This window comes from Paenibacillus sp. MDMC362, assembly GCF_003269305.1.
Lineage (GTDB): Bacteria > Bacillota > Bacilli > Paenibacillales > Paenibacillaceae > Paenibacillus_AQ.
Genome location: NZ_QLYT01000030.1, coordinates 111,953 through 135,794, shown reverse-complemented (window position 1 = coordinate 135,794; position 23,842 = coordinate 111,953). Strand labels below are relative to the sequence as shown.

Genomic DNA, 23,842 nt, shown 5'->3' with positions numbered 1-23,842 from the left:
CATCCAAGCCTCCCCCGGATTACACACCGTGCTACATGGAGCATTACGCACGATGTACAATATCACATAGGGGGAACAGCTCTCCCGGACTTCCTACATTCGGGTCCGGGATTTTATTATTCATGTAAATGATTCAGGTCATGAATGATCCGCGCTGCTAGCGCCTGCCGCGGCTTCAGCTTGCCGTTGATGTTCAGCAAAATGCCAATCATGATGAGCTGCAGAATAGCAATAACAACCAGCATGAGATTCCTCCTTGAACATGGTCTCTTCCTTAGAACATTCCTTAAATAATATAACGCTCCCCCGGATGTGAAGTTGGTTCATATCAGCGGTTGTGCTGCCATTAGATTTTATGGATTCTATTCTTGTGCTTATTATTTTTATTCCAGATGTTAGATACAACGAGATAGACCAGAACACGCTAAATATAACTACCAAGGAGTTTCTTCCGGAACTGACTTATGAAATCGATGGAATAGAGTATAGGTTACTGCATTCCGCAAGTAACCTAGTGTAACTATATATGGGCAATCCATAAATGAAATGGGTCAACGTGATCAGTCTATCAAGTACCCGCCTCACGTCTCTCATCCATATCCTGCGCTTTGCCAGACTTCCGAGAATCCGGTAAACTGGTAGGACGATAATCGAAATACGAAATGATTGGTGAAATTCATGACATCCATACCTTTCTATAAACGCCCGTACGGCGGCGAGCGTCAGGATATTCCGTTTGCCAAGCTGGCTTCCTTCGAGAACAGCCAGGACCTGATCCGCGATGACGCCCCGGATGCGGCTTTTTTTCGCGGCTTGGAATCACAAGGGCTGCTGCTGAACCGCGCCCAAATCCAAGCTGTACGACATACGCAAGGACCGCTGCTTACGCTTGCAGGCGCCGGCTCCGGAAAGACCTCCGTGTTGGTCAGCCGGACAGGCTACCTCATTGCGGCCAAGAAGATCGATCCGTCTTCCATCCTGCTTGTCACCTTCTCATCCAAAGCGGCAGCCGAGATGAAGGAACGCATCATGGCGCTTCCCGGGTTACGGGCTAGCGAAACCGCCAAGGTAACGGCAAGAACCTTCCATTCCTTCTTCTTATACTTGCTGCGAACCCGCGGCTACAGGCAGGAAATCCTGAGTAACTCTAGGCATCAGCAATTTATTATGAAGCGCATCCTTCGAGAAATGGGCTTGCAGGACAGCTACGAAGCCGAGACACTGCTATCCCTCTGGTCTGCCCATCGGATGAGTATGACCGGACTTGACGAGCTGCCTGTCAAAACACCTGCGGAAGTCGAGCAACGGCAAATTTTCGCCCGCTATGAAGCGTGGAAGGAAGACCACGGCCAGATGGATTTCGATGATATTCTGGTTTTGTCCTACCGTCTGCTGTCGCAGGATCCCGGATTGCTGGCTTCCCTTCAAAGGCGGTACCATTATGTGATGGTCGACGAGTTTCAAGATACCGGGCTGCTGCCCTATGAGCTGCTGAAGAAGATGGTCGCCCCGCATCGCAACCTGATGGTTGTCGGTGACGATGACCAGACGATATATGGCTTCAATGGCGCGCGTAACGAATTCATTCTGGAATTCGACCAGACGTTTCCCGGGGCCAAGGTGGTGACGCTGGATATCAACTATCGATCCCTCTCGTCGATCGTCGGGCTGGGGAATGAAATTATCCGTGTCAATGAACGCCGCCGTCCCAAGCAGCTGCGCTCTACCCGCAAGAGCAGCAGCGTACCGCTGTATCTTCGTCCAGGCGATCCCGACCAAGAAGCGGAGCTGCTGCTGACCCATATTACCGAACAGGTCCGGGAGCACGGAAAACAGTACCGCGATCATGCGATTCTGTACCGAACCGCGAACAACAGCCGGGCGATCTTCGAGCAGCTCGTAATGCGGGAAATTCCGTTCATACATTACGAGAACGGAGAACTGTTCTACGAGCAGTGGATCGTTAAACCGCTCATGGATCATCTGCGGCTGTCGCTGGACCGGCGCAATTTCACGGCGATGGAGGGCATGCTTCATACGCTGTACATCAACCGCGACAAAGGGATGGCGTTCATCCGGCAGCAGGATGCTCCGCGCCCCAAGAAGGGGCCTCTATCGCATCTTCTATCCTTTCCCGGCCTGAAGGACTTCCAGATCGCGAATATTAGAGATCGCACTAAGCTCATAAAGGGTCTAAAGGCGATGGAGCCCCTTCAAGCCGTACAGGAAATGAGGCGGCAATTCTACGATAAGTTTCTGGAAGCAGACGAACGTCAGGAGATCACCCTCCATAAGGAATTCATACAGGAAGGACTGGATGAATTGGAGGCCTCGGCGAAGCGTTTTGGCGATATCGCTGAGTTCGTTGAATTTGTCGATCGGCTGATCGTCATTCATAAGGAAATGGCGGCCATGAAACGGGACGAGCAGGCCGATGCCGTCCGCTTAATGACGATCCATAAATCCAAAGGGCTGGAGTTTCCCTCGGTATGCCTGATCGGGGCGAGCGAGGGCATTCTGCCGCATACGTCCGCTTTAGACGCCGAGCGCAGGGACGATCAGCGTCCGCTGTCGGACAAGGAGGATAAGGCGCTGGATGCACTGGAAGAGGAGCGCAGATTAGCTTATGTCGCTATCACCAGGGCACGGGATGAATTGATTGTCAGTTCGCCGGGCTTTTACCGGGGACGAAAAGCGGAGGTTTCCCGCTTCTTTCGCGATGTATTCGTCACGGACGAGAAGAGCAAACAAGGCAACCGTATACCAAACAAGGTCGTCGGGTCAAAGACCCGTACATCCTTTACGGCTAAACGCACGATCCGCATAGAGACCTCAACCTCAACCAAGCGCTCTTCCCTGCCCTCTTCTGCTGGGCGGGCAACGGTGAGCACAACCAGTCAGAGGAGCCAACGAATCGGATCAGATTCAGGCTCCGCTCCGAGCTCGCAGCATCAGACTGCATCCACCGCGACAGAGATCGTCGACGTGTGGTTGTGCACCAGCGCCAATTGCAAAGGCTGGCAGCGGGTCAACGCAAGTATCCCGGCAGGCACACGAAATCGGGAGAGCAAGGCCTGTCCTCTATGCCACTCGCCGATGAAGCAGGGGCGCAAAGAGGTTCCGATGCACATTAGGCGTTAGGGAGCTAGTTACTTGAAATACCGCAAACCATGACATCGATCATTTTGCTGCAATCTTTCATCCATATGCTTGTAAACCGCTATCTAATATGCAAAAGGACTGACCCTTACCGTTCTTCAGCGAACGTATCAGGTCGGTCCTTTTCTCTCCTTTGTTTTAATTTCCCGATTTGGAAATTTATATGGAAGCGCATACAGAATGCGTTACAATGGACTTAAGAAATCATCCTATCTCATGCTTCGATACATACCGAGGAGGAATGCCGTCATGATTAAAGGAATAGCCCATCTGGCGTTTGACGTAGCCGATATGGAGAAGTCCCTGCATTTTTACTGCGATATTCTTGGTTTCACCCGTGCTTTTGATATCCCGAACGACCAGGGCGAGCCGTGGATCGAGTACATTAAGGTATGCGAGGGACAATTTATCGAGTTGTTTTACGGCGGGCAAAATAAACCGGGGCATGTAAATCGGCCCGTCGGATTCTCCCATCTCTGCCTTGAGGTGGAAGACATCGAGCGCATCGCGGAGCATCTCCGCAATCAGGGCGTGAAGCTGGACGCCGAGCCGGTTCAAGGAAAAGACTTCAACTGGCAGTGCTGGGCCAGGGACCCGGACGGCAACCGGATCGAATTCATGCAGCTGGATCCCAAATCGCCACAGATGAACTGTTAGGTCTTAAACAGGCACAGCTGGCAGCGCGACTTAACGCGAAGGTATTCCGGCAGCTAACTCCTTATTATCGCAAGGTCATCCCGTAAATCAGGGTTGGCCTTGTTTTTTCTTGTGCAGAATGTAGAGAAAGACCGTGCCATTAAACATCTTGCCAACATCTGTTAATCCGGCTACAATATAACCACCGAATTATTCAAATTTGAATAATATGTACATAGTTGAATATGGAAAAGGAGTATCCTTAACATGAATGCACAACAAAGCAACATTAAATTGGTCGTGGCCGGTCTGCTGCTCGGCATCTTCATGGCCGCCATCGATAACACGATTGTAGCCACTGCTTTATCGACGATTATTCGCGATCTCCAGGGCTTCGACCAAGTCGTCTGGGTAACCTCGATCTACATGGTTGCCGTTATGGCCGGTACGCCGATCTTCGGTAAGTTATCCGATATGTATGGACGGAAACGGTTCTTTATATTCGGGTTGGTTGTCTTTCTGATCGGTTCGGCCCTTTGCGGGATGGCGAACAACATGACAGAGCTTATTATTTACCGGGCGATTCAAGGAATCGGCGGCGGTGCACTTATGCCGATTGCCTTTACCATCGTGTTTGACCTGTTCCCGCCGGAGAAGCGCGGTAAAATGACGGGTTTGCTCGGTGCCGTGTTCGGCACCTCCAGCATTATGGGACCGCTGCTGGGCGCTTTTATTACCGACAGCATCGGCTGGGAATGGATATTCTATGTCAACGTTCCAATCGGAATCGTATCCTTTATCTTCATCATGACCTCCTACAAGGAGTCCCGTTCTCATGCCAAACAAAAGATTGACTGGACGGGGGCTGCAACGCTTGTAGGCGCGATCATCTGCCTGATGTTCGGTCTGGAACTGGGCGGGCAAACCTATGCATGGGATTCACCGCAAATTCTGGGCTTGTTCGGGGGATTCATTGCTCTGTTTATTGTGTTTCTATTGGCAGAGACCCGAGCGGCTGAACCCATTATTTCGTTTCAAATGTTCCGTAAACGCCTGTTTGCTTCCAGCAATATCGTGGCCTTGTTCTATGGAGCAACCTTTATCGTGGCAACGATCTACATCCCGATCTTTGTTAGCGGAGTGTACGGTGGGTCAGCAACCAATTCGGGCCTCATTCTGATGCCGATGATGCTCGGCAGCGTAGTCGGCAGCCAAGGCGGCGGTATGCTGACGACCCGGACTTCGTTTAGAAACATCATGATTCTGTCCGTCTTGTGCTTTATTGCAGGTATTTTCTGCCTGAGCACGATAAGCCCGGATACGCCGCGCTACCTGTTGACGGTCTTCATGATCCTGACCGGCTTTGGCGTCGGGTTCTCGTTCTCCACGCTCAGCATGGCCTCCATCCATAACTTTGATGCCAGACAGCGCGGCGCGGCCACATCAACGAACTCCTTCCTTCGCTCCTTCGGCATGACGGTGGGGATTACGATCTTCGGGATTATCCAGCGCAACGGCCTCAACAGCCGACTCGCGGATGCCGGAGGAAACGCGCCAGCCGGTGCCGAGTTAAATGCAGATGCTGCGCTTTCACCTGAAGTGATGGGCCAGCTTCCGCCGAACGTACGTGAACAGATCACGGCCTCCTTGGCGGATTCCATTTCGAATACGTTCTTGTGGGCGCTAGTGCCAGCGGTGCTGGCTCTCGTGTTCGTGCTGATGATGGGCAACGAACGAGTGTCCGTACCTGCCAAGGCCAAGGGAGCCTAATGGCATGTCGATGAAGCTGGCCATCCTGGGCTTGCTGCTGGAAGGAGACCATCATCCGTACGAGATCCGGATCAAAATGAAGGATCGCGGCATGGATCAGTATACGAAGCTGCAGATGGGCTCTCTTTATTACGCGGTAGACCGGCTCGCCGAGGACGGATATATCGAGGCAGTGGAAACCATACAGAGCGATAGCCGCCCGGACAAAACCATCTACCGGATCACGGATGCCGGACGCAAGCTTTTTGAGCAGCTGCTGCTCAAGAAATTCAGGGACATCGAGCCCGTACACCATCCGCTCTATATTGCGCTGCCTTTCTCGCGACACGCGGACCCGGCCGTTCTGGCCCCAATCTTGGAGTCCCGTATCCGGGAGGCAGAGCATCGGGTGAACCAGGCATATCAATTATACGTGGAACACCAGCATATCGTACCCCGCAGCACCCAGCACCTGATGATCGGGATGTATGAACATGCCAAGACCGACCTGAACTGGTTAAAAAGATTAAACGAAGACCTAGTGCAGGGAAACCTCGGTACGATCGGCGAACCATTGTTTCCAGAGGATGGACCCGAAGAAGAACAGTAACTGTAAGAGGCCTCTCCATTCTAATAATTGACGCAAAAAGAGCGAGCACTTCCCTCATTCCGGGTTGGGCTCGCTCTTTTTATATAAACGCCAAAATTTAGAACAGGAATTCATCCGGATTGGAGCCAAACCGTTTGTTGTGGTTCAATCCGTCAATGGCCGCCATATCCTCCGCCGAAAGCTCGAAATCGAAGATGCCGGCATTTTCGCGGATGCGATGCTCCTTCACCGATTTCGGAATGACGATGACGCCGTTCTGAATATCCCAGCGCAGAATGACTTGCGCCGTGGTTTTTCCGTATTTCTCCGCAATCTGCGCGAGGATCGGTTGATCGAGATTGCCCTGCATCAACGGACTCCACGCCTCCAGAACGATCTGGTTCTCGCGTGCAAACCCCAGCAGCTCCTTCTGGGAGAGCAGCGGATGCAATTCGACTTGGTTCACAACCGGTACAACGCCCGTGTCCTCGATGATATGCTGCAAGTGACGGATCTGGAAGTTGCTGACGCCGATGGAACGAACAAGTCCTTCTTTTTGCAAGTGAATCAATGCCTTCCACGTGTCGAGATATTTATCTTTTCCCGGCCAGTGCACGAGATACAAATCAACGATATCCAGCCCGAGCTTCTTGCGGCTCGTCTCAAAAGCTTGCAGCGTCTTCTCATACCCCTGGTCATCGTTCCACACTTTGGTGGTGATGAACAGCTCGTCCCGCGAAACTCCGGATTCGCGAATGGCTTGCCCTACGCCCTCTTCATTGCCGTAGATGGCAGCAGTATCAATGCTGCGGTACCCTGCAGCGATTGCTGATTTTACGGACTGAATAACCTCTTCGCCTTCTTTGGTCTTCCATACGCCAAGGCCCAGCCACGGCATTTTCACGCCATCATTCAAAGTAGGTCCATCGGTAAAAGTTTGATTGGCCATTCTGAAATCCCTCCTATTATGTAATGCAGCGGTTGTAAAGCCGCTTTCTCCAGTATATCAAAACCCCAGTATCCCGCTCAACGTTACATCACTTGCCAGAACTGCCTTCATTTTTTAACTACATTTAACCGGGGTTTAAACTTCGTCCGTTACAATGGTTATATCCGATACAACATCAGCAGCTTAAACAGGAGGATTCACAAACCTATGGAAACCGTTACGCTCATCGTTGCGATCACCGCACTTGCGCTCATACTCATTCTATACGTCGGTAATTTAATCAATAACGGACTCACCGCCGTCTTCAACCTGAACATCCGCGCCAAAAAGTATGCCGTGGTGCTGGTAATCATTTACGCGATGTCCATCAGCGGCTTTGTCCTTCTCACCCAGTGGTGATCCGTCTCATATAGAAAAAGGGCCGTCCCTCTCGGAGGTATGTCACCTCCGGGTTCAGCCCTTCATTCCTATCACTCATATGCAAAAGACTGCGCAGCGAGACTAGTACTTGCGACTAAAAATACCGAAGCTCAGCAGTCCGCATGACGCCAAGAACAGATATGGCCCCGCCGCCGCCCCTCTTATCGTCTCTCCAAAAAAATCTACGGTCTTGGATGACACGTACATCATTGTCAAAAAAATAGCGACCAGCGCAAAGGCGTATGCTATGATCTTGTTCATCTTCTTCTCGCGAACCACTTTCAAAAATGGATAGATGAAACATACGATGAAAAACACGCCGCCCTGCAAAAAACCATTCTCTGCAGCCACGCCGATATCCAGCCATTTAAAAAAGAAAGAAGCTATCGCTAAACAGGTGGCTATAAAAATCAACTTGCTCCCCAGATCCCACTGCTTGAATCGAAATTTCATCCACGTACACTCCCCTAGTGTCAATCGCCCGGATGCCGTAACACCCTTTAGACAAACTTAGGGTTCATTATACCGGATTTTTGCGGCGGAGGGTAGATCAACTACAGGTCTGCGGGACTATTCAGCCATACCGTTTTGTTCGCTGCCGGTTGACGTTTCCCCTGCTTAGGTTCCATATCCGGATACCCGATATACAGGAAACCCAGCATTTTATCTTCAGGCTTCAATCCGAACGCTTGATTCATCAGCGTATGGAAACACGGCTCGCCTGTTCTCCACACGGCACCCAGACCAAGCTCATGAATTTGCAGAAGCATATTTTGGATGGCGGCAAATACCGCTCCGTACTCTTCAAGCTCAATCACCTTGGGGTCCGTGGACGGTTCAACCGCCACACCGATGACAACCGGAGCCCGGTATGCCTTCGTACGTCCAGACTCGCGTGCTGCATTTACAGCCTCTTCACTCGTATCATCGCCGCCTGCCGCCTGAATGTCACCAAGCGCGTTGCCGAGCACGTCACGGCCCTCACCTTGCATAACAAAAAATTTCCACGGCTCCGTGAGCTTGTGATTCGGCGCCCAGGTACCTGCTTCTACGATTTGTTCAATCCATTCCTGCGGTACGGCATCAGGCTTGACCTTGCCAAGGCTGCGGCGCGTTCGGATCGCTTCACTTACGTTCATATCTGATTTCCTCCTGAGCTATATATAGTTGGTTTTATTTTACATACTCCTAATTGAGAGTCTATCTCAATTATAACAAAAAGCGCACCGTATCGCTCCTAAATTGACCAGTTGAAAATTAATTCGCTGTTTTCAGTTCAACAACCTCCATATTACAACCTATAATTATTGTAATTCCCCCTCTATTTTACTAGCATTGGGTACGAAACGTCCGCATCTCCCCTCTCATTTTTCTTCTAGATTTCCATGCCATTATCTGGGATAATGTTGTGTAACTCATACAAGAAGATTAGGAGGACGATTCATGACTGATAAGCGACTCATAACGCCAGAGGATTTGTACCGGATGCACTGGGTGAATGACCCTGTCGTATCTCCAGCTAGCGGAGCCATAGCTTATGTACATAAATCCGTCAGCGAAAAGTTCGATGGTTACCGCTCCCATATCCGGTTGCTTCCTGCAGAAGGAGACCAGGATGTTCCCTTCACGTCCGGAGAAGCAGATGCCGCACCTGCTTGGTCCCCTGACGGGTCGGAGCTTGCTTTCTTGCGCAAAAGGGGCGATAAGCCACAGGTATGGATCATGCCCGCCAACGGAGGGGAAGCAAGACCGGTTACCGACTTGAAGCACGGAGTCAGCGCCTTTAAATGGTCACCGGACTGCACACGCCTGCTTGTTAAAGGCGAGGCGGACGCGGGGGAGACTACTGAAGGCGAGGAGCTAGACAAAGACGGAAAAAACAAGCTGCCTGAGGAAAAAATCATTAATCGCATTAAATATAAAGCCGATGGGCCCGGATTGTGGAATCAACGTCGACATCATCTATACCTCGTGAATCCGGCAACGGAAGAATGCACGCAAATCACAGAAGGAGATTTTGATATACATGCCTTCGCCTGGTCACCGGACGGCACCCGCATCGCATACAGCAGCAGCCTTGCCACGGAGCAATTCCCGGATCCGGATCTTCGTTTGACGGACGATGTGTTTGTCATGGACCTTGCCAGCGGTTCCGTAACCGAATTGACGGATGGAACTCTCTCGATCGGCTCCATTGCGTTCACCCCGGACGGGCAGTATATGCTCGTGCTTGCCAGCGATCTTAGCTGCGGTTTTGCCACGCTGACCAAAATCCACTTAATCCCGCTCTCCGGCGGAGAATCCCGCGTGCTCTTCACGGACATGGATATTCAGCTGGGGCACGCCGCGGTCAGCGACATGAGGGCCGGAGCCGGAACGCCTCCGCTGTTCAGTAGGGACGGCCAATCCGTGTACATCCAGCTCAGCCAGGATGGCGGCGTACATATTGGACGATTTGCCCTGGACGGTTCATCCTATGAGCTGGTGGTATCGGGTGAACGCGAAGTGTACCAATTCGCTCTGACACCGGAGGAGAACGTAGTGTTTGCTGCGGCTGACCCGCTGCAGCCCGGTGATCTGTTCAGCTTCTCTATCGCTAAGAACGAGGAGAAACGTCTGACGAACTGCAACGAGGAGCTGTGGAGCGAGCTTACGTTAAGCACGCCGGAGTCCTTTACGTTTCGGACGTCGGACGGCTGGCCGATTCAAGGGTGGATCATGAAGCCTGCCGGCTTCACGGAAGGCGCCAAAGTTCCGGCCGTGCTTGAAATTCACGGCGGTCCGCAAGCCATGTACGGGCATACGTTCATGCATGAGTTCCAGCTGCTGGCTGCAGCCGGTTATGCGGTATTCTACACCAACCCTCGGGGTGGCCACGGATACGGTCAAGTACACGTTAATACCGTTAGGGGAGATTACGGCGGACGGGATTACCAGGATCTGATGGAAGCTGTCGATTATGTTCTGGATACCTATACCTATGTCGATGCCTCCCGACTTGGCGTAACCGGCGGCAGCTACGGCGGCTTCATGACCAACTGGATCGTCGGTCATACCGACCGGTTCCAGGCAGCGGTAACCCAGCGCTCGATATCGAACTGGATCTCCTTCTACGGCGTCAGCGATATCGGCTACACCTTTACGCAGGATCAGATCTGGGGCAATCCATGGGACGATCTGGAGAAGCTGTGGAAGCATTCCCCGCTCGCTTACGTGAAGGACATCCATACGCCGCTTCTCATCCTTCACGGAGAACAGGATCTCCGCTGCCCGATCGAACAGGGAGAACAGCTATTTATTGCCTTGAAGCGACTTGGCCGGGAAGCTCAGTTCATCCGTTTCCCTGGTGCCGATCACAACTTGTCCCGAAGCGGCCACCCGCATCTGCGGGTGAAACGCTTAAGTCATATTATCCGCTGGTTTGTGGAGCATATCGAAAAATAAACAATTAAAAAACCATCCCCGTGTGAACTTGCTCTATGAGCAGCTTATATGGGGATGGTTTTGGATTAGACGAAATATACACCGTCAAAAAAAGACCGCCAGGCAACCCTGGCGGCAATATAATTGGTGGAAGGAATTACATGGTTCAGTAGGAATAATGAGCAGCTAAAAAAATGACTGAGTCTGAGATTACACTTCAGGTGTTCCGTAGGTTGCGAACCAACCCTTAATGGTATTGAAATCATCCGTAAAGGACAGGGAGAGCAGCAGCAGTACGCGGGCTTGTTGAGGACTCAGATTGTCGCCTGAAATGATGCCTTCACCTCCGCCGTATACGCTGCCGGAGCCTGTACGGGTCGTTGTTACGAAAACCACCCCCTTCTCGATGGCTTCCTTGCGGGCCGCGCTCATCTCTCTCGAGATGCCGCCTGCACCGGTGCCGGAAGTGACGATGCCTTTAGCTCCGTCTGCCACAAAGCCTTTAATGGCACCACCGCCGGCTTCCTGATAAGAGATTGCAATTTCAACCTTCGCCAGGTCCTCTTTCGCGATTTTGCTCAGATCAAATACCGGTTTGCCTTCACCTTCCGCCTTCATCGCACGGAGGGGGGCACGGTATATCCGAATATTCTCATCATCGATATATCCGACCGCTCCCAGCATAGGCGTCTCAAACGTGTCGGTACGGTAGTCATTCGTCTTGGTTACGCCGCGCGCCAGATGAATCGTATCATTCAGCATTAGCACCGTGCCGAAGGATTCCGTGCGGCCGCTTCCAGCCAGTTTGATGGCATTGTACAGATTCGCCTGCGCATCGGAACCGATCACCGTCCAAGGCCGCATGGAGCCGGTAATGACTACAGGCTTGTCGCTTTGTACCGTCAGATCAAGGAAGTACGCAATCTCTTCCATCGTATCCGTCCCCGTCGTTACAACGACACTGTCATAGACCTTAAGCGCATGGTCCACCGTCCGGGACAAATCATACAGATCCGCCATGGTATACGCGCTTGATCCCGAATTGCCGAACTGGAGCGTGCTGATATCCGCAATCTTGTCCGTATTGGGAAGCTCACCGACCATGTCCTCAATCTTCAACGTACCCGCCCGGTAGGATTGAAAGCTGGTGGCATCCGTCGATTGCCCTGCCAAAGTGCCGCCGGTAGCAATGACCAGCACGTTCGGCCTTGTCGATTGTTTGGAAGCTTCCGATAGCGGAGGTACCGTCGTATTCCTTCCCGGCGTTGCAGGAGCCTGTACAGGCGCAGCCGTAATAACCGTTCCTTTCACTTCCGTCACCGTTGCAGCATGTGCCGCATAGGTTCCAACAGGTGATAAAGAAATAACAAAAGCGGTGAATGCAGCGGTACTCCAGACCGCTAAAGGACGTTTTGACTTTGGTTTCATCATGGCACTCTCCCTTTATGTTATATAACATAACATATAAATATGTATTCGTTAGAGTTATTCTATTTAATGTTATTTAATATAACAAGTCGGACATATTATAGGAAAAGCGTTTACAATTGAAGGAATACGGAAATATCGCTGTATTATCAGCTTGTTTTAATGAATTTAGAATAATATAATCCAGTAATAGGGAAGTATTATTATATATAATAGACTTCGAATACGTTATATAACATTACATTAAACTATTATACTTAGCGTTTCTAACCCAATCTTTACATCTTTGAACATAAAAAAAGGGATAGCCCCCATCATGCGATTGGGCTATCCCTGGATATGGCTATTGTTTATCGATATAGGCTCATGACGATATCATCATGCGCGATATGCCAAAGTGTTTACCGCCACATGGATCATTCGAGTAGGAGACCGCTACCGAGCGTTCTCGTTAACAGCAATCCATAAACTGAAAATCCTATTCGATGTCAGACTCAGCATGGGTATTCGTCGTGATATGGAATTCCTTCATCATGTTATGGAAACGTGCGCCGAAGCCTTCGGAAGCCTCTAGGAAATACTGCTGCTTCACAACAAAGCTGCCGCCCTGCCCGTTATCGAACACATAATATCGTATTACCGGGTCATCCCACTCTTTGCCGCCGGTTCCACCAACGGCACGCACTTCCCAGCCTTGAATCGGTTCATCCACGGGCTTCGATTCGACCTTCGGATATTCTTGCAGCTCCGTTTGGATCCGCTCCGCTGCCGTCTTGGGATCGACGCCCTCCTGCGAAATTTCCATGAACACTTCCGGATAGCGGTCATCCGTCGGCTTCTCCTTCAATTCAATGCGGTCCACGCCCGATTCATGAATCATTTTAAACCTGCTCTCATCAATATATATCACGTAATCGGCACCCTCATGCAGCTGATCCACACTGGTTTCCGGCGTTCCTTCAAGCTCCTGCTCGACCGTTTTCTGGGGAGCAAACCATTCCTTCACCTGATCAAGGAACGCCTGAACCGGCGCCGTCTGAAAGCTGACGGTCAGCACGATGGCTGCCGCAGCGGCGGTTCCCGCAATCCATCCGGCAGTTCTTCGTCCCGAACGGCGGCGCCCTTTCGATTCCCGCGGCGCGAAGGAAGTCTCCGATTCCGCAGGCCGCCGGTCTTGCTCGCTATGAATCCGCTCCTTAATCGCCAGCCAAATCTCTTCTTTATGTCGCATCGCGTCATCCGTACCCTTTTTCAGGCCGTCTGTAATCTCTTGATCCCATGGATCACGTCCCATGCTGATTCCCTCCCCTGTTCTGCAGCATCCATTCCTTCAACTTCTTTCGAGCTTTGAACAATCTGGACTTCACCGTGTTGACGTTCAGCTCCATCATGTCCGCGATATCCTTCTCGGCAAAATCATTCAAATATTTCAAGATAACGGGAATCCGGTGCTGGTCATCCAGCCGCTGTACCATCTCATATACCTCGCCATGGCGGTCAAAATCGTAGGTGTCGGTTTCCGAGGGAAGATCCCTCTCCTCCGATATCTCGGAAGGCACCACTCTCGCATGTTTCTTCAAATACCGATTGCATTCGTTATAGAGAATCCGGTTGAACCACGGGTCAAAGGGTTTGCTTCCATCATAGGCACCGAGGTTTCGGTATACCCGGATGAACGTTTCCTGGACCACGTCGGCAGCGCTTGCTGGACTCCCGGTTACTGCGGTAGCCGTTCGAATCGCCCGATCCGCGTATAAACGGTAAAGTTCTTCGAACAATTCGTCATTATATTCCGTCTTTAGTCGTTGTATAAGGTCGTGTACCAAACTGCACTTTCCTCCTTTCACTTGGCCAATCACTTACAATACCCCGTCATGCGGTTAAAAAGTTTTCGAATGCATTATTTTTTAGTATGGCAAAAAAAGGATACCCCGATGCCGCACGGCCGAAGTATCCTTTTTCATATCATAACCCAACATTACGCTTGCGCCGGCATCGGCTCCATTGACGTCCCCTGATGATTCCCCGGCTCGACTGGCTCTGCCTTCCGCAAGTGTTTTTGCCCGCGCCAGCGGAAGAAGGACAGCACACCCCGCAAATACTCGTCGGCAATCATGCAGGAGTATATGCCGATAAGCCCCCACCCCATGTGAATGCCGAGTACGTAAGAGAGCACGGTGGCGACCAGCCACATCGAGCCCAGGGAAATGTACATCGTAAACCTCGTGTCTCCGACGGCATTAAGCGAGTTGCCGAGCGCCATGTTGAGCATCTTGCCAGGCTGGAGAATCAGGTTCATGCCCAGGAGCGATGCCCCGATCGCAATGATTGTCTTATCGTCCGTAAACAGCCCCAGCAGCTGCTTCCCAAACACATACAGAAGGAAGGCATTGACGACAACGTAAACAGACCCGATGCCCAGCGCGCGGTACGCGCTCCGATAAGCCTCCTTGATCCGGCCCGCGCCGTACAGATGCGCGATCTGAATCTGGGCCGCCATCGCGATCGATGAGCCCAGCAGGAAGCAGAAGGATTCCAGTGTATTCATATACGTACGCGCAGCCAGCTCGGCAGCGCCCAGCGTTGCAATGAAGGAATAAATGATCAGCTGCGTGAACACCCAGCAGGACATATTGATGCCGAGCGGCCATCCGATCTTCAGAATTTCACCGAACAGCGGACGGTTGAACACGCGGAATTCCTTCCACTTGATCCGGTATTCAAATGAACGAAGGAATATATACAGCAGTAAGAGCACAGCGAGCAGCCGGCTGACCACCGTCGAGATCGCGACGCCGGTAAGCCCCCACTGGGGGAATCCGAGAGCGCCGAAAATAAACCCATAGTTCATAATAACGTGAATGATATTCATTCCGATCGCTACATACATCGGCGCACGCGTGTTGCCGGTATTCCGGATGACGGTGCTCATCGTAGCCATCATGGCAATCAGCACCATCCCGCCGCCGACGATGGAGATATACGTTCCGGCTAGCGGAAGCAGATGCTCCGGCAGCTGGAGGATCGAAGCGATAGCCTCCGGCATCGCAAACAATATCACACTGCACACCAATCCGATGAGTGTGGTGGCACTCACCGCCATGATGCCGATCGTTCGAGCGTCTCCCGTTCGATGCGAACCGATCTTCTGGGCAATGAGAATGCCGGCACCGCTGGCAACCGTCATGAACAGGGTCGTCATTGCCTGAAACAGCTGATTGGAGAAGCCAACCACAGCCACCGCATCATCGGAAATCCGGCTGACCATCAATGTATCCACCGCTCCCAGCAAAAACTGCAGGAACAGCTCGATGAATATGGGCCAAGCGAGAACCCATAATGTAAATTTGCTTGTGTTTTTATCCAACATTCCAACCTCCACCCATGATGTAAGGGTTAAACACAATTCATGATGAAACGGTCTTTAACCTTCTCAAATTATAGATGGTATACTGGAGTTATAATATCACTTTCCGAACGGAAACTATCAAAATTCAAACCTCGCGAATCACGAAAGGGCTTTCTTATGACGATCCTGAATTTTACCGTTCCGCCGCTGCCGGAATACATCAATAGCGGGCTTACCCGCGCTCCTGTTCACAGCGGACATCCCAACCGCAAAAACATCGGCATCTTTGATCTGCTCGTGGTCATGAAGGGGCAGCTCCATGTCACGGAGAATGGAACACCTTATGAAATCAAACCCGGCATGTTCCTCATCCTGCGTCCCGATACGCATCATTTCGGCACGAAGGGATGCACGGAGGAGACCGATTATTACTGGCTTCATTTTCAAACCTCCGGGAATTGGCATGCTGACGAGGCCTGCCAAGCGCCTGGAAGAGAAGAGGCTCCGGAGTTAAAGGCGATGACGCCGAACTATTTTTCCGTCAACATCCCCCAATTCGGCACCCTGCCTCAACCGGAAAAGGCCCTGGAATTTCTGGCTACCATGTCTTCGCTGGTTCAGTACGGTCACCAGGCTAAATTTCTGTGGCGGCAGCAGGTGGTGTTCCAAGAGCTCATCGAGCAGTTGGCCGCCGCATTGGATACACCGGTGTCCTCTCCTTCCTCCGCTTGCGCCGAGCGGGCCGCGGCCTATTTGCGAAAGCATTATCGCGAAGAGTTCAAGGTGCAGGAGCTGGGAGACCGCATCAACTTCCACCCCGTTTATATTGCACGCTGCATGCAGAAGGAATTCGGCTGTTCACCCGTTGAATATTTGCAGCGCTATCGGATCGAACAAGCCAAGATGCTCCTGATGCAGACGGACTTCAGCATCAGCCGGGTTGCGGAGGAGGTCGGTTTCAATCATGCGGCCTACTTCACCTCCTGCTTTACGAAGCAGGAAGGGATCTCGCCGCGCAAATATAGGCAGCGGTTCTTCATGAATTAATTCTTTTTTACGCAAAATCCAAGAAAGTCGCTTGCAACCTGGGCGGGAAGCCTTTATAATGAGAAATAACCACATGATAATGATTATCATTACCGGACAAGTGAGAATGTGTTGAGAATGTATTTATACTCAGGTTTACACGCTTTTCGCTTGAAGAGTTTATATATAAAGGAGAGCCGATTGACTTATGAAAACGACTTCCCGCCGCTGTTCTCTGCAAATGGATGATTATCTGGACCTGTTGAACCTCGCGATCCAGCTTGGAGACGTGAAATGGCAGAAAGAAATCACCCGCAAAATGGAAATGACGCTGTCCACATTAGAGACCGCAGCTCAATAAATAATATTATAGGGATTACATAATCCTGCATATAAGAAGACACCCGATCGCGAATTCCAGGCATGTCCCTGGAAAGCCGACCCGGTGTCTTTTTTTCGGTGAGCAAAATAAACGACCCAGTCAATAGGACTAGATCGTGCCGAATCTTTAGCTGCCTCGAATTCGGCGCCACATATCGGTGCTATCCATATCACTCCGATTCCAGAAATTCTCGATATACCTCCCCATTCGTCCATTCAAATGCCGTAAGCTGACAAACGATTCGTTGTATGATAATATGTGACTATACTGTCACGTTTATAACACATTACCATTTAGTCACATGTAAATAGCCATTTGGATTTTCTTAGCATGTTGTTAAGAAGGAGATGCAACGATTGGAAAATGAAATTTTTAAAGCACTGGCGGATCCCAGCCGACGCACACTCTTGGATCTGCTGTATAAAACAGATGGGCAAAGTTTAAGCGAACTTTGTGTTCCCCTGGAGATGACCCGATTCGGTGTCATGAAACATCTTCATATACTGGAGGAAGCCGGCCTTATCACAACGAGAAAGGTCGGCAGGGAGAAGCTGCATTATCTGAACTCCGTACCGATCCGACAAATATACGACCGGTGGGTCAGCAAATACGCTGAGCCTTGGGCCATGGAATTGTCATCCCTTAAAAATGAATTGGAGCGTGAACCGAATATGGAACAAAAACCTCGGCATGTAAACCAAATTGCTATTAAAGCAGCACCCGAGCAAGTATGGCGCGCCATTACCGATCCGGCCAAGACATCAAAATTCTGGTACAACTGCTCTATCCAATCCAACTGGGAAATCGACTCTCCTTTCGAACTTAAGAACTCGCAAGGCAAGGTTCAAGCAGAAGGGAGCATTATAAGCATAGATCCTCCGCACAAGCTGGTCCTGAGTTGGAGGATGTTAATAAACGATGATACTGCCAGCGAGAAACCCTCACGCATTACGTGGGAAATTGATCCCCATGCGGAACTTAACGGTGTGACCCTTGTAACGGTTATCCATGATGAGTTTGATCAGGCCAAACATACGGCGAATACGCTCAAGTTAGGCTTGCCGATCGTACTGTCGGGATTGAAAACCTTACTAGAAACGGGTTCAACGCTCACTAGTTAATAACAGCGTAAACCGGTAAAACGGGATCGGATGTAAAATCCCCCGTTTATATAAGAGGGGAGTACCCTGCTGCTTGACGGCCAAGGTTCTCCCCTCTTATATGACAATAGGATTCAGTTGTCTCGTCCTCACCGCGTTTGCATTATCTACTCCTGCTGCAATCCCGCACCCGTTTGTACCTTGATCCGGTATTCATGCGGCGAGATCCCTTCCAGCTCCTTAAAGACGCGCGAGAATTGCTTGGTGTTCTCAAAGCCGACCGCTTTGCCAATGTCCGCAAGCTTCATGGTGCCGTCTTGAAGCAGGTCTTTGGCCTTCGTAATCCGCAGCTTCTTAAGATATACCACAAAGTTCTCCCCTGTATGGGCCTTAAACGCTTCACTGAAATATGAATAATTCAAAGACACATAATTGCTGACCATCGCCATGTTCAGCGGCCTGTGATAATTCTCCTCCATGTAACTTACCGCTGCCTTGATCTCGGAATGCTCGCTGTGGGCGGAACGAATCCCTTTAACATATTCATTCACGTGCAGCAGCAGATGCTCCAAATTTCTGAAATAGGTGTGAAAATGACGGTAATTGTCCATTGTCCCCACCTTTCGGTATAACTTCAACACTTCCACCATGGATTCCCCGTACACGCGGAACACCTCATCCAGCACCTGCTCATTGATCCGCTTGCTGACATGTTCCAAATAATCGATGGCCACATGCGGCATATCCTCGATATGAAAAATATCCAGCAGCAGCGCCTTGATCTCCCGCTCCCGCTCCGTGCCGAGCATGTTGCCCAGCTTCCGGATACTCTCTTCCGGCACCGGATACGTGCGCAGATCCCCCTGAATATCATCATGGCTCATCAGCTTGACGTTGGGATGGATGAACGTATAACTCAGGGCGGTCAGCGCCTGATTGTAACCTAGCCTTATGTCTTCGATCCGGGAACCTTCCCGGCTGATGCCCACGAAGAGCCCGTCCATCTCCCGCTCGGCAAACTGCCGTGCGAGCTCTTCGAATTGTCCGTCCGGACTGCCAATGAGCACGACTCTCCCCCTGCTGTCCAGAAAACAAGCGTTGATCCGCCCTTCCACTGAAGCCCTCATGTTATCAATCAATTGCTTCAGTTCATCCTTGTTCATGGCATTGCCGTCTTCATACTTGTATTTCATCACCGCTACCCGGAATGGCTTCACAAAGGAATCAAATCCGATTTCGTCCGCGGCAGCTCCCATATCCATCCCCAGACCTTGCGGCAGCTCCAGCAGCTCCTTCAGCCGATGGGTCTGCAGCTGCTGAAGATATACCTCGCTGGCGGCCACCCGGTTGTGCACTTCCGCTTGCCGGATCAAAACTTCTTCTGTCTTTCGGAGGGCAGCGAACAGTTCATCCCGTCGAATCGGCTTAAGCAGATACTCCTTTACCTGATAGCGGATCGCCGCCTTTGCATATTCAAAATCGTCATATCCGCTCAGGATCAGAACGACGGGTTTAACCCCCAATGTTCCTTCCAGTTCAGCAAGTGCCTCAATCAGGCGTATCCCGTCCATGACCGGCATCCGGATGTCTGTAATGACGATATCGGCCGGCTCTTCGCGAAAAGAATCCAGCGCTTGCTGCCCCTGGGCAGCCAGGCGAACCTCGTACTGATCCGGGAACTCCCGTTCAATCATCGTTTTCAGTCCATACCGGATATTCTTCTCATCATCCACGATCATCAGACTTCTCATGTCCACTGCCTCCTCCTGTTAACAGAACCTTAGGGAATGTCATGGTCACCTGCGTGAACTTCCCCTCTTCGCTCTTCACTTCGATTCCATATTCATTCCCGTAGAACAACCGGATTCGCTGGTGCACATTCCGAAGTCCGATTCCTCCAGCCTGCACTCCACCGTGCCCGTAACCTGCGGAAGGGAGTCCCTCGTTGTCCGCCGTTCGAAGAGTCTCGCCCAGCCTGCCTAGTCGGTAAGGCTCCATCCCGATGCCGTTATCCGTAACGTTAATCGTGATCCGGTCCTCTTCCCATGCAATGGCATCGATCTTGATTCGCTTTTCCTGATCCGGGAACTCGGGCCAGGCATGCTTAACGGCGTTCTCCACGATGGGCTGCAGCGACATTTTTAATACCTCGAGCTCCATGAATTCGGACGGAATATTGAGTTCAAGCCGGATCGGCTCGTCAAACCGGATATTCATGACATCAATGTAATTGCGGATATGGCGAATTTCATCCTTCAATTTAACGTAATCCCCCGACCACTTGAAGTTGTAGCGCATCATCCCGCCAAGTGAGGTCAACGCATCCGAAATCGTCCGCTGCCCCTCGATTTCGGCCAACATCTTAATATTTTCAAGCGTATTGTATAGGAAATGAGAGTCAATCTGGCTGTGCAGCGTTCGCAGCTCCGCTTCCTTCGTCACCGCTTGCTTGCGTACGCCCTGGGCAATCAGTTCATTGATGGTGCGGATCAATTTGTTAAAATGATGCGCCAGTTCACCAACCTCGCCGCCCCCCTGAATCGTAATGGCTGCGGTAACTTCTCCCTTGCGGACTCTCTTCATCGTCTCCGTTAAACGGCGCAGGCTCTTCAGAATAATGGAATTTAGGTAGTACGTAATAATCGACAGCAGAAAAATCAATACAATGTTCGCCGCTATAATCTGCCCCTGGGCCTTGGATACGTTATTCAGCGCCCCTTCCAGGGAAACGACATTCAGCACATGGGCATGAAGCCGCTCCATCGGCGTCGCAATCAGCAAGAACGAGGATCCGTCCAGGCTAAACCTGGCATGTATGGTCTTCTCGGAGTCGCCCGCCTCCTGCTTCAGCTTAGCGAACTGAAGCTCCACCTCGCCTCGGAGTCCCTCGTGACTGTTCATGAACGATTGGTTTCGGTCCATGAACAGCTGCCCTTCCTGATCGACGATGGCCATCTGCGAGCTGTTATCCACGATACCGGCAAAGGTCTTCGGAGCAAAGTACTTGAGCAGCATATCCACCTGGATCACGCCGCTGTTATCCCCGCTATGGACTTGGCGAATCAAGGACACCTTCGGCAGCTCCTCGGACACGTCGGCAGCGTAGCGCTGCAGAATATCGGGATCGCGGTGGTTGAATATCCACATCTCTCCGCCGTCCAACTCCTTGACTTTGGGGAACCACGGCTCGCTTGCAATCCGTTTCTCCTGAAAAATGATCGGCCACATTTCCGTCACGTTTGCGTTGTTTGTGTACAACCGAAGGTGGGTAATATTCGGATTGTTGGTTTGGATCCGCTGGATATCCTTAAAGGGCCCCCGAGCCAAATCGATCAGCCACGCCGGCTCGGGCTCTTCATGGATCCGAAGATAATCCTTGACGCTGTCATCCGAAATCGCAAGCTGCGCGGCCATTTCAATCGCCTCAATCTGGTTCAGCATGTTCATCTTCTCAATTTCCAGCAGGAACGAATTCTGGTTGAGCGCATCGCTGATATAGGTGTCCCGAATCTGCTTAAAAAAATAATTTGACACGATAATGCTCGGAATCAGCAAAATCAAGATATAAGCAGCAACCAAACGGCTCTGCATCGACCTGCGGCCAAACCAATAAGCAAACGATTGAATAAGCGATCTTATTCGTGTCATCATGACTGTCACATCCCGTTTTCAATGAATGACCGCAGCCGCGCCAAGTATGGAAAGGCGGCATCAGCCGATCGGATACCCTCCTATATTAGCTCGTGATGCGACAAAAGGCACCCTATTTCGACAATATCGATAATAGGGTACCTTAAGTCCTCATTCTGTTCATCCGCCTGAGCGGATCATCCTTACTTCAGGAATTCCTCAAGCTTCTTGACGTTCTCTTCGTATTCTTTCTGTCTGAATTCCTGAACTTTCGCGAAACCAAGGGATTCACGCTTCGCTTGGTAATCGTTCCAGATTTGATCGAACTCGCCATCCGTTTTGGCAAAAATCAGCTTCGGCAGGATTTTACCCCACTCGTTCATTACCTTGTCGTTAATGATGCCTTCCTCGGAGCTGGCATCCGGATCCAACTGATCGAATTGCGAGAAGCTCTGGGTCTTGCCGCGAGTCCAGTCTTCCATCTGCTTAAACGGCTCGACGGCAGCAGGCATCCAAGGCTGCGTAACGTTGTTATCCATCATCATCCAGAAGGTGTGGGATGCGCCATACTTCTTATCGAATGCCCCGCGGTCGCTGTTCAGCAGCTCCGCTACCTCAGGCAGGAATTGATCTTTGCCGTCAATCGTGTCCCATGTCACGCCTTTTTCGCCGAGGTAAGTATCACGCTGGCCTTCTTCGGAGATCAGGTAATCCAGGAAGCGAATGGCGCGCGCTTTGTCTTTTACGTTCTTGGAGATCAGGGTTACCGTCCAGCCGGAGATCGAAGGACCCGACAAGGTCGGCTGATCCAGGTTGGAGTTAGCCGGTCCGTCCACCGCGATGTAAACCGAGTTCGGATCGTTTGCATACAACGCGTTCTGCTGGTTCGCCATGTCGCTGCGTTGGTACAGCATCGCGAAATAGCGGCCCTGTGCGATTTTTTCTTCCATCTGCGGACGTTTATCCACGAAAATATCCTTGGACATCAAACCTTTTTCATTCGCCATACGGAACGTCTTCAACCATCTTACATATTCCGGATCCGTGCTGCGGTCGTACAGCTTTCCGTCTTTATCCTGCGGAATGGCAAGGAAGTTCTGCAGGTAGCCCTCGAGGGAGCTGTTTCCTTTTTCATGGAAATCATGCAGTCCAAACGGAATAAGCGGCTGTCCGTTCACGTCCGGGAACATTTTCTTGGCGTCCTCAAGCGCTTTCAGGAAACCTTCAGGTGTGCGCATATCCGGGCTTCCGAGCGCCTCATACATGTCTTTGCGGACCAGGAACGTTTGGTTGGAGGTAATGTTATCGCCAAACTTCTCATAGTCCTTCGGTGAAGAGGAGGCATTCGGATAACCGTAAATATTGCCGTCATCCTTGGTGTACCACGACACCTTCGCAGGGTCGGTTACTTTATAGAAATACGGATCGTATTGGTCGGCCAATTCGTTCAGCGGCAGAACGAGGTCGCCTTCGATCATTTTTTTGACAGCGTCTTCATACCATCCCAGCGTAATAAAATCAGGCAGTGTGCCGGAAGCAATCATCGTATTCATCTTCTCGGCTTCGTTCCCTGCCGGTACGATGAAGTTGACATTCACTCCCGTCTTTTTCGTTACGTATTGTGAAGTAATGTCCTCGCCCCATTTGTTCGGGAACCAGGCGAAGTTGATGTACCAGTCAAACGTAATCGGGGAGGTATCGACTTCCCATCCCGGCTGATCCTGAGTCAATTTCACTTCTTCTGCCGGTTTGTCCTCTTCTTTTTCCGACGCGCTATTATCACCGCCGGACGAGCATGCTGTTGTAAAGGCCATGACCAGTGCGAACATCAACAACAGAAGGCTCTTTGGCTTAAGCATCTTGCTCATGTGTTTACCCCTTTTCTTATTTAAAAATATGATTATATAGAACTCCCGCCGGATTAGGCAAGAGAAGCTACCTGTAAGATTCCCCTTCCCCCGGGGTCTCCCCGGGAGAGGGGAAGGAAGGTTAACAACGAACC

Annotated in this window: 20 protein-coding genes; 9 read left to right on the top strand and 11 right to left on the bottom strand. The window is 51.1% G+C overall.

Annotation, left to right across the window (positions count from 1 at the left end; genetic code table 11):
- Positions 1–116: 116 nt before the first annotated feature.
- Positions 117–245, bottom strand: coding sequence for a hypothetical protein (locus DP091_RS31915; protein ID WP_258394583.1), 129 nt, complete (start codon positions 243–245; stop codon positions 117–119).
- 433 nt (positions 246–678) lie between these two features.
- Between DP091_RS31915 and DP091_RS16315 the strand changes: the two genes are divergently transcribed.
- The 4 genes from DP091_RS16315 to DP091_RS16300 all read left to right on the top strand — a co-directional run bounded on the left by DP091_RS16315 (position 679) and on the right by DP091_RS16300 (position 6,154).
- Positions 679–3,141, top strand: coding sequence for a UvrD-helicase domain-containing protein (locus tag DP091_RS16315; RefSeq protein WP_113059285.1), 2,463 nt, complete (start codon positions 679–681; stop codon positions 3,139–3,141).
- A 267-nt stretch (positions 3,142–3,408) separates the two neighbouring features.
- Positions 3,409–3,816, top strand: coding sequence for a VOC family protein (locus tag DP091_RS16310; RefSeq protein WP_113059284.1), 408 nt, complete (start codon positions 3,409–3,411; stop codon positions 3,814–3,816).
- Between the two features lie 246 nt (positions 3,817–4,062).
- Positions 4,063–5,565, top strand: a complete 1,503-nt coding sequence (locus DP091_RS16305; protein ID WP_113059283.1) for an MDR family MFS transporter — start codon at positions 4,063–4,065, stop codon at positions 5,563–5,565.
- A gap of 4 nt (positions 5,566–5,569) precedes the next feature.
- Positions 5,570–6,154, top strand: coding sequence for a PadR family transcriptional regulator (locus DP091_RS16300; protein WP_113059282.1), 585 nt, complete (start codon positions 5,570–5,572; stop codon positions 6,152–6,154).
- A 97-nt stretch (positions 6,155–6,251) separates the two neighbouring features.
- On the opposite strand, the gene DP091_RS16295 is transcribed toward DP091_RS16300, so the two are convergent.
- Positions 6,252–7,082 carry an aldo/keto reductase gene (locus tag DP091_RS16295; protein WP_113059281.1) on the bottom strand — a complete coding sequence of 277 codons (831 nt, stop codon included), beginning with the start codon at positions 7,080–7,082 and terminating at the stop codon, positions 6,252–6,254.
- A 207-nt stretch (positions 7,083–7,289) separates the two neighbouring features.
- Here DP091_RS16295 and DP091_RS16290 point away from each other — a divergent pair, with 207 nt between their 5' ends.
- Complete coding sequence (locus tag DP091_RS16290) at positions 7,290–7,481, top strand: hypothetical protein (RefSeq protein ID WP_113059280.1); 192 nt, start codon at positions 7,290–7,292, stop codon at positions 7,479–7,481.
- Positions 7,482–7,583: 102 nt separating this feature from the next.
- On the opposite strand, the gene DP091_RS16285 is transcribed toward DP091_RS16290, so the two are convergent.
- Both DP091_RS16285 and DP091_RS16280 read right to left on the bottom strand, forming a co-directional pair.
- Positions 7,584–7,955 (bottom strand): hypothetical protein, encoded by a 372-nt coding sequence (locus tag DP091_RS16285; protein ID WP_071222218.1) that lies wholly within the window; start codon positions 7,953–7,955, stop codon positions 7,584–7,586.
- A gap of 101 nt (positions 7,956–8,056) precedes the next feature.
- Entirely contained in the window at positions 8,057–8,641 is a 585-nt protein-coding gene (locus DP091_RS16280; protein WP_113059279.1) for a nitroreductase family protein, read from the bottom strand.
- 304 nt (positions 8,642–8,945) lie between these two features.
- On the opposite strand from DP091_RS16280, the gene DP091_RS16275 reads away from it, so the two are divergent.
- A complete protein-coding gene (locus DP091_RS16275) occupies positions 8,946–10,946 on the top strand; it encodes an alpha/beta hydrolase family protein (protein ID WP_113059278.1) in 2,001 nt (666 codons plus the stop codon).
- A gap of 189 nt (positions 10,947–11,135) precedes the next feature.
- On the opposite strand, the gene DP091_RS16270 is transcribed toward DP091_RS16275, so the two are convergent.
- The 4 genes from DP091_RS16270 to DP091_RS16255 form a co-directional block, all read right to left on the bottom strand.
- A complete protein-coding gene (locus tag DP091_RS16270; protein WP_113059277.1) occupies positions 11,136–12,356 on the bottom strand; it encodes an asparaginase in 1,221 nt (406 codons plus the stop codon).
- A gap of 475 nt (positions 12,357–12,831) precedes the next feature.
- The gene (locus DP091_RS16265) at positions 12,832–13,647 is read right to left on the bottom strand and encodes a hypothetical protein (RefSeq protein ID WP_113059276.1); all 816 of its coding nucleotides are present in this window, start codon (positions 13,645–13,647) and stop codon (positions 12,832–12,834) included.
- Positions 13,637–14,179, bottom strand: coding sequence for an RNA polymerase sigma factor (locus tag DP091_RS16260; RefSeq protein ID WP_113059275.1), 543 nt, complete (start codon positions 14,177–14,179; stop codon positions 13,637–13,639). The genes DP091_RS16265 and DP091_RS16260 overlap by 11 nt, the downstream gene beginning before the upstream one ends.
- 152 nt (positions 14,180–14,331) lie before the next feature.
- On the bottom strand, positions 14,332–15,723 hold the full coding sequence (locus tag DP091_RS16255) for an MATE family efflux transporter (protein WP_113059274.1): 1,392 nt from the start codon (positions 15,721–15,723) through the stop codon (positions 14,332–14,334).
- A gap of 156 nt (positions 15,724–15,879) precedes the next feature.
- On the opposite strand from DP091_RS16255, the gene DP091_RS16250 reads away from it, so the two are divergent.
- The 3 genes from DP091_RS16250 to DP091_RS16245 all read left to right on the top strand — a co-directional run bounded on the left by DP091_RS16250 (position 15,880) and on the right by DP091_RS16245 (position 18,231).
- Positions 15,880–16,749: an AraC family transcriptional regulator gene (locus DP091_RS16250; protein ID WP_113059273.1), complete on the top strand. Its 870-nt coding sequence runs from the start codon at positions 15,880–15,882 to the stop codon at positions 16,747–16,749.
- A 187-nt stretch (positions 16,750–16,936) separates the two neighbouring features.
- Positions 16,937–17,089 carry a hypothetical protein gene (locus DP091_RS31375; protein ID WP_009591875.1) on the top strand — a complete coding sequence of 51 codons (153 nt, stop codon included), beginning with the start codon at positions 16,937–16,939 and terminating at the stop codon, positions 17,087–17,089.
- A 377-nt stretch (positions 17,090–17,466) separates the two neighbouring features.
- Entirely contained in the window at positions 17,467–18,231 is a 765-nt protein-coding gene (locus tag DP091_RS16245; protein WP_113059272.1) for an ArsR/SmtB family transcription factor, read from the top strand.
- Between the two features lie 146 nt (positions 18,232–18,377).
- Here the strand turns inward: DP091_RS16245 and DP091_RS16240 are convergent, their stop codons facing one another.
- The 3 genes from DP091_RS16240 to DP091_RS16230 all read right to left on the bottom strand — a co-directional run bounded on the left by DP091_RS16240 (position 18,378) and on the right by DP091_RS16230 (position 23,708).
- A complete protein-coding gene (locus DP091_RS16240; RefSeq protein WP_113059271.1) occupies positions 18,378–19,961 on the bottom strand; it encodes a response regulator in 1,584 nt (527 codons plus the stop codon).
- Positions 19,936–21,861, bottom strand: coding sequence for a cache domain-containing sensor histidine kinase (locus tag DP091_RS16235; protein ID WP_113059270.1), 1,926 nt, complete (start codon positions 21,859–21,861; stop codon positions 19,936–19,938). Before DP091_RS16235 ends, DP091_RS16240 begins: the two co-directional genes overlap by 26 nt.
- A 182-nt stretch (positions 21,862–22,043) precedes the next feature.
- The gene (locus tag DP091_RS16230) at positions 22,044–23,708 is read right to left on the bottom strand and encodes an extracellular solute-binding protein (RefSeq protein ID WP_181469831.1); all 1,665 of its coding nucleotides are present in this window, start codon (positions 23,706–23,708) and stop codon (positions 22,044–22,046) included.
- Between the last annotated feature and the right edge of the window lie 134 nt (positions 23,709–23,842).

What these genes read in the sequence shown, in the direction of transcription:
- DP091_RS31915 (WP_258394583.1), bottom strand. Translation starts at nt 245, where the DNA reads ATGCTGGTTGTTATTGCTATTCTGCAGCTCATCATGATTGGCATTTTG.
- DP091_RS16315 (WP_113059285.1), top strand. Translation starts at nt 679, where the DNA reads ATGACATCCATACCTTTCTATAAACGCCCGTACGGCGGCGAGCGTCAG.
- DP091_RS16310 (WP_113059284.1), top strand. Translation starts at nt 3,409, where the DNA reads ATGATTAAAGGAATAGCCCATCTGGCGTTTGACGTAGCCGATATGGAG.
- DP091_RS16305 (WP_113059283.1), top strand. Translation starts at nt 4,063, where the DNA reads ATGAATGCACAACAAAGCAACATTAAATTGGTCGTGGCCGGTCTGCTG.
- DP091_RS16300 (WP_113059282.1), top strand. Translation starts at nt 5,570, where the DNA reads ATGTCGATGAAGCTGGCCATCCTGGGCTTGCTGCTGGAAGGAGACCAT.
- DP091_RS16295 (WP_113059281.1), bottom strand. Translation starts at nt 7,082, where the DNA reads ATGGCCAATCAAACTTTTACCGATGGACCTACTTTGAATGATGGCGTG.
- DP091_RS16290 (WP_113059280.1), top strand. Translation starts at nt 7,290, where the DNA reads ATGGAAACCGTTACGCTCATCGTTGCGATCACCGCACTTGCGCTCATA.
- DP091_RS16285 (WP_071222218.1), bottom strand. Translation starts at nt 7,955, where the DNA reads ATGAAATTTCGATTCAAGCAGTGGGATCTGGGGAGCAAGTTGATTTTT.
- DP091_RS16280 (WP_113059279.1), bottom strand. Translation starts at nt 8,641, where the DNA reads ATGAACGTAAGTGAAGCGATCCGAACGCGCCGCAGCCTTGGCAAGGTC.
- DP091_RS16275 (WP_113059278.1), top strand. Translation starts at nt 8,946, where the DNA reads ATGACTGATAAGCGACTCATAACGCCAGAGGATTTGTACCGGATGCAC.
- DP091_RS16270 (WP_113059277.1), bottom strand. Translation starts at nt 12,356, where the DNA reads ATGATGAAACCAAAGTCAAAACGTCCTTTAGCGGTCTGGAGTACCGCT.
- DP091_RS16265 (WP_113059276.1), bottom strand. Translation starts at nt 13,647, where the DNA reads ATGGGACGTGATCCATGGGATCAAGAGATTACAGACGGCCTGAAAAAG.
- DP091_RS16255 (WP_113059274.1), bottom strand. Translation starts at nt 15,723, where the DNA reads ATGTTGGATAAAAACACAAGCAAATTTACATTATGGGTTCTCGCTTGG.
- DP091_RS16250 (WP_113059273.1), top strand. Translation starts at nt 15,880, where the DNA reads ATGACGATCCTGAATTTTACCGTTCCGCCGCTGCCGGAATACATCAAT.
- DP091_RS31375 (WP_009591875.1), top strand. Translation starts at nt 16,937, where the DNA reads ATGAAAACGACTTCCCGCCGCTGTTCTCTGCAAATGGATGATTATCTG.
- DP091_RS16240 (WP_113059271.1), bottom strand. Translation starts at nt 19,961, where the DNA reads ATGAGAAGTCTGATGATCGTGGATGATGAGAAGAATATCCGGTATGGA.
- DP091_RS16235 (WP_113059270.1), bottom strand. Translation starts at nt 21,861, where the DNA reads ATGATGACACGAATAAGATCGCTTATTCAATCGTTTGCTTATTGGTTT.
- DP091_RS16230 (WP_181469831.1), bottom strand. Translation starts at nt 23,708, where the DNA reads ATGAGCAAGATGCTTAAGCCAAAGAGCCTTCTGTTGTTGATGTTCGCA.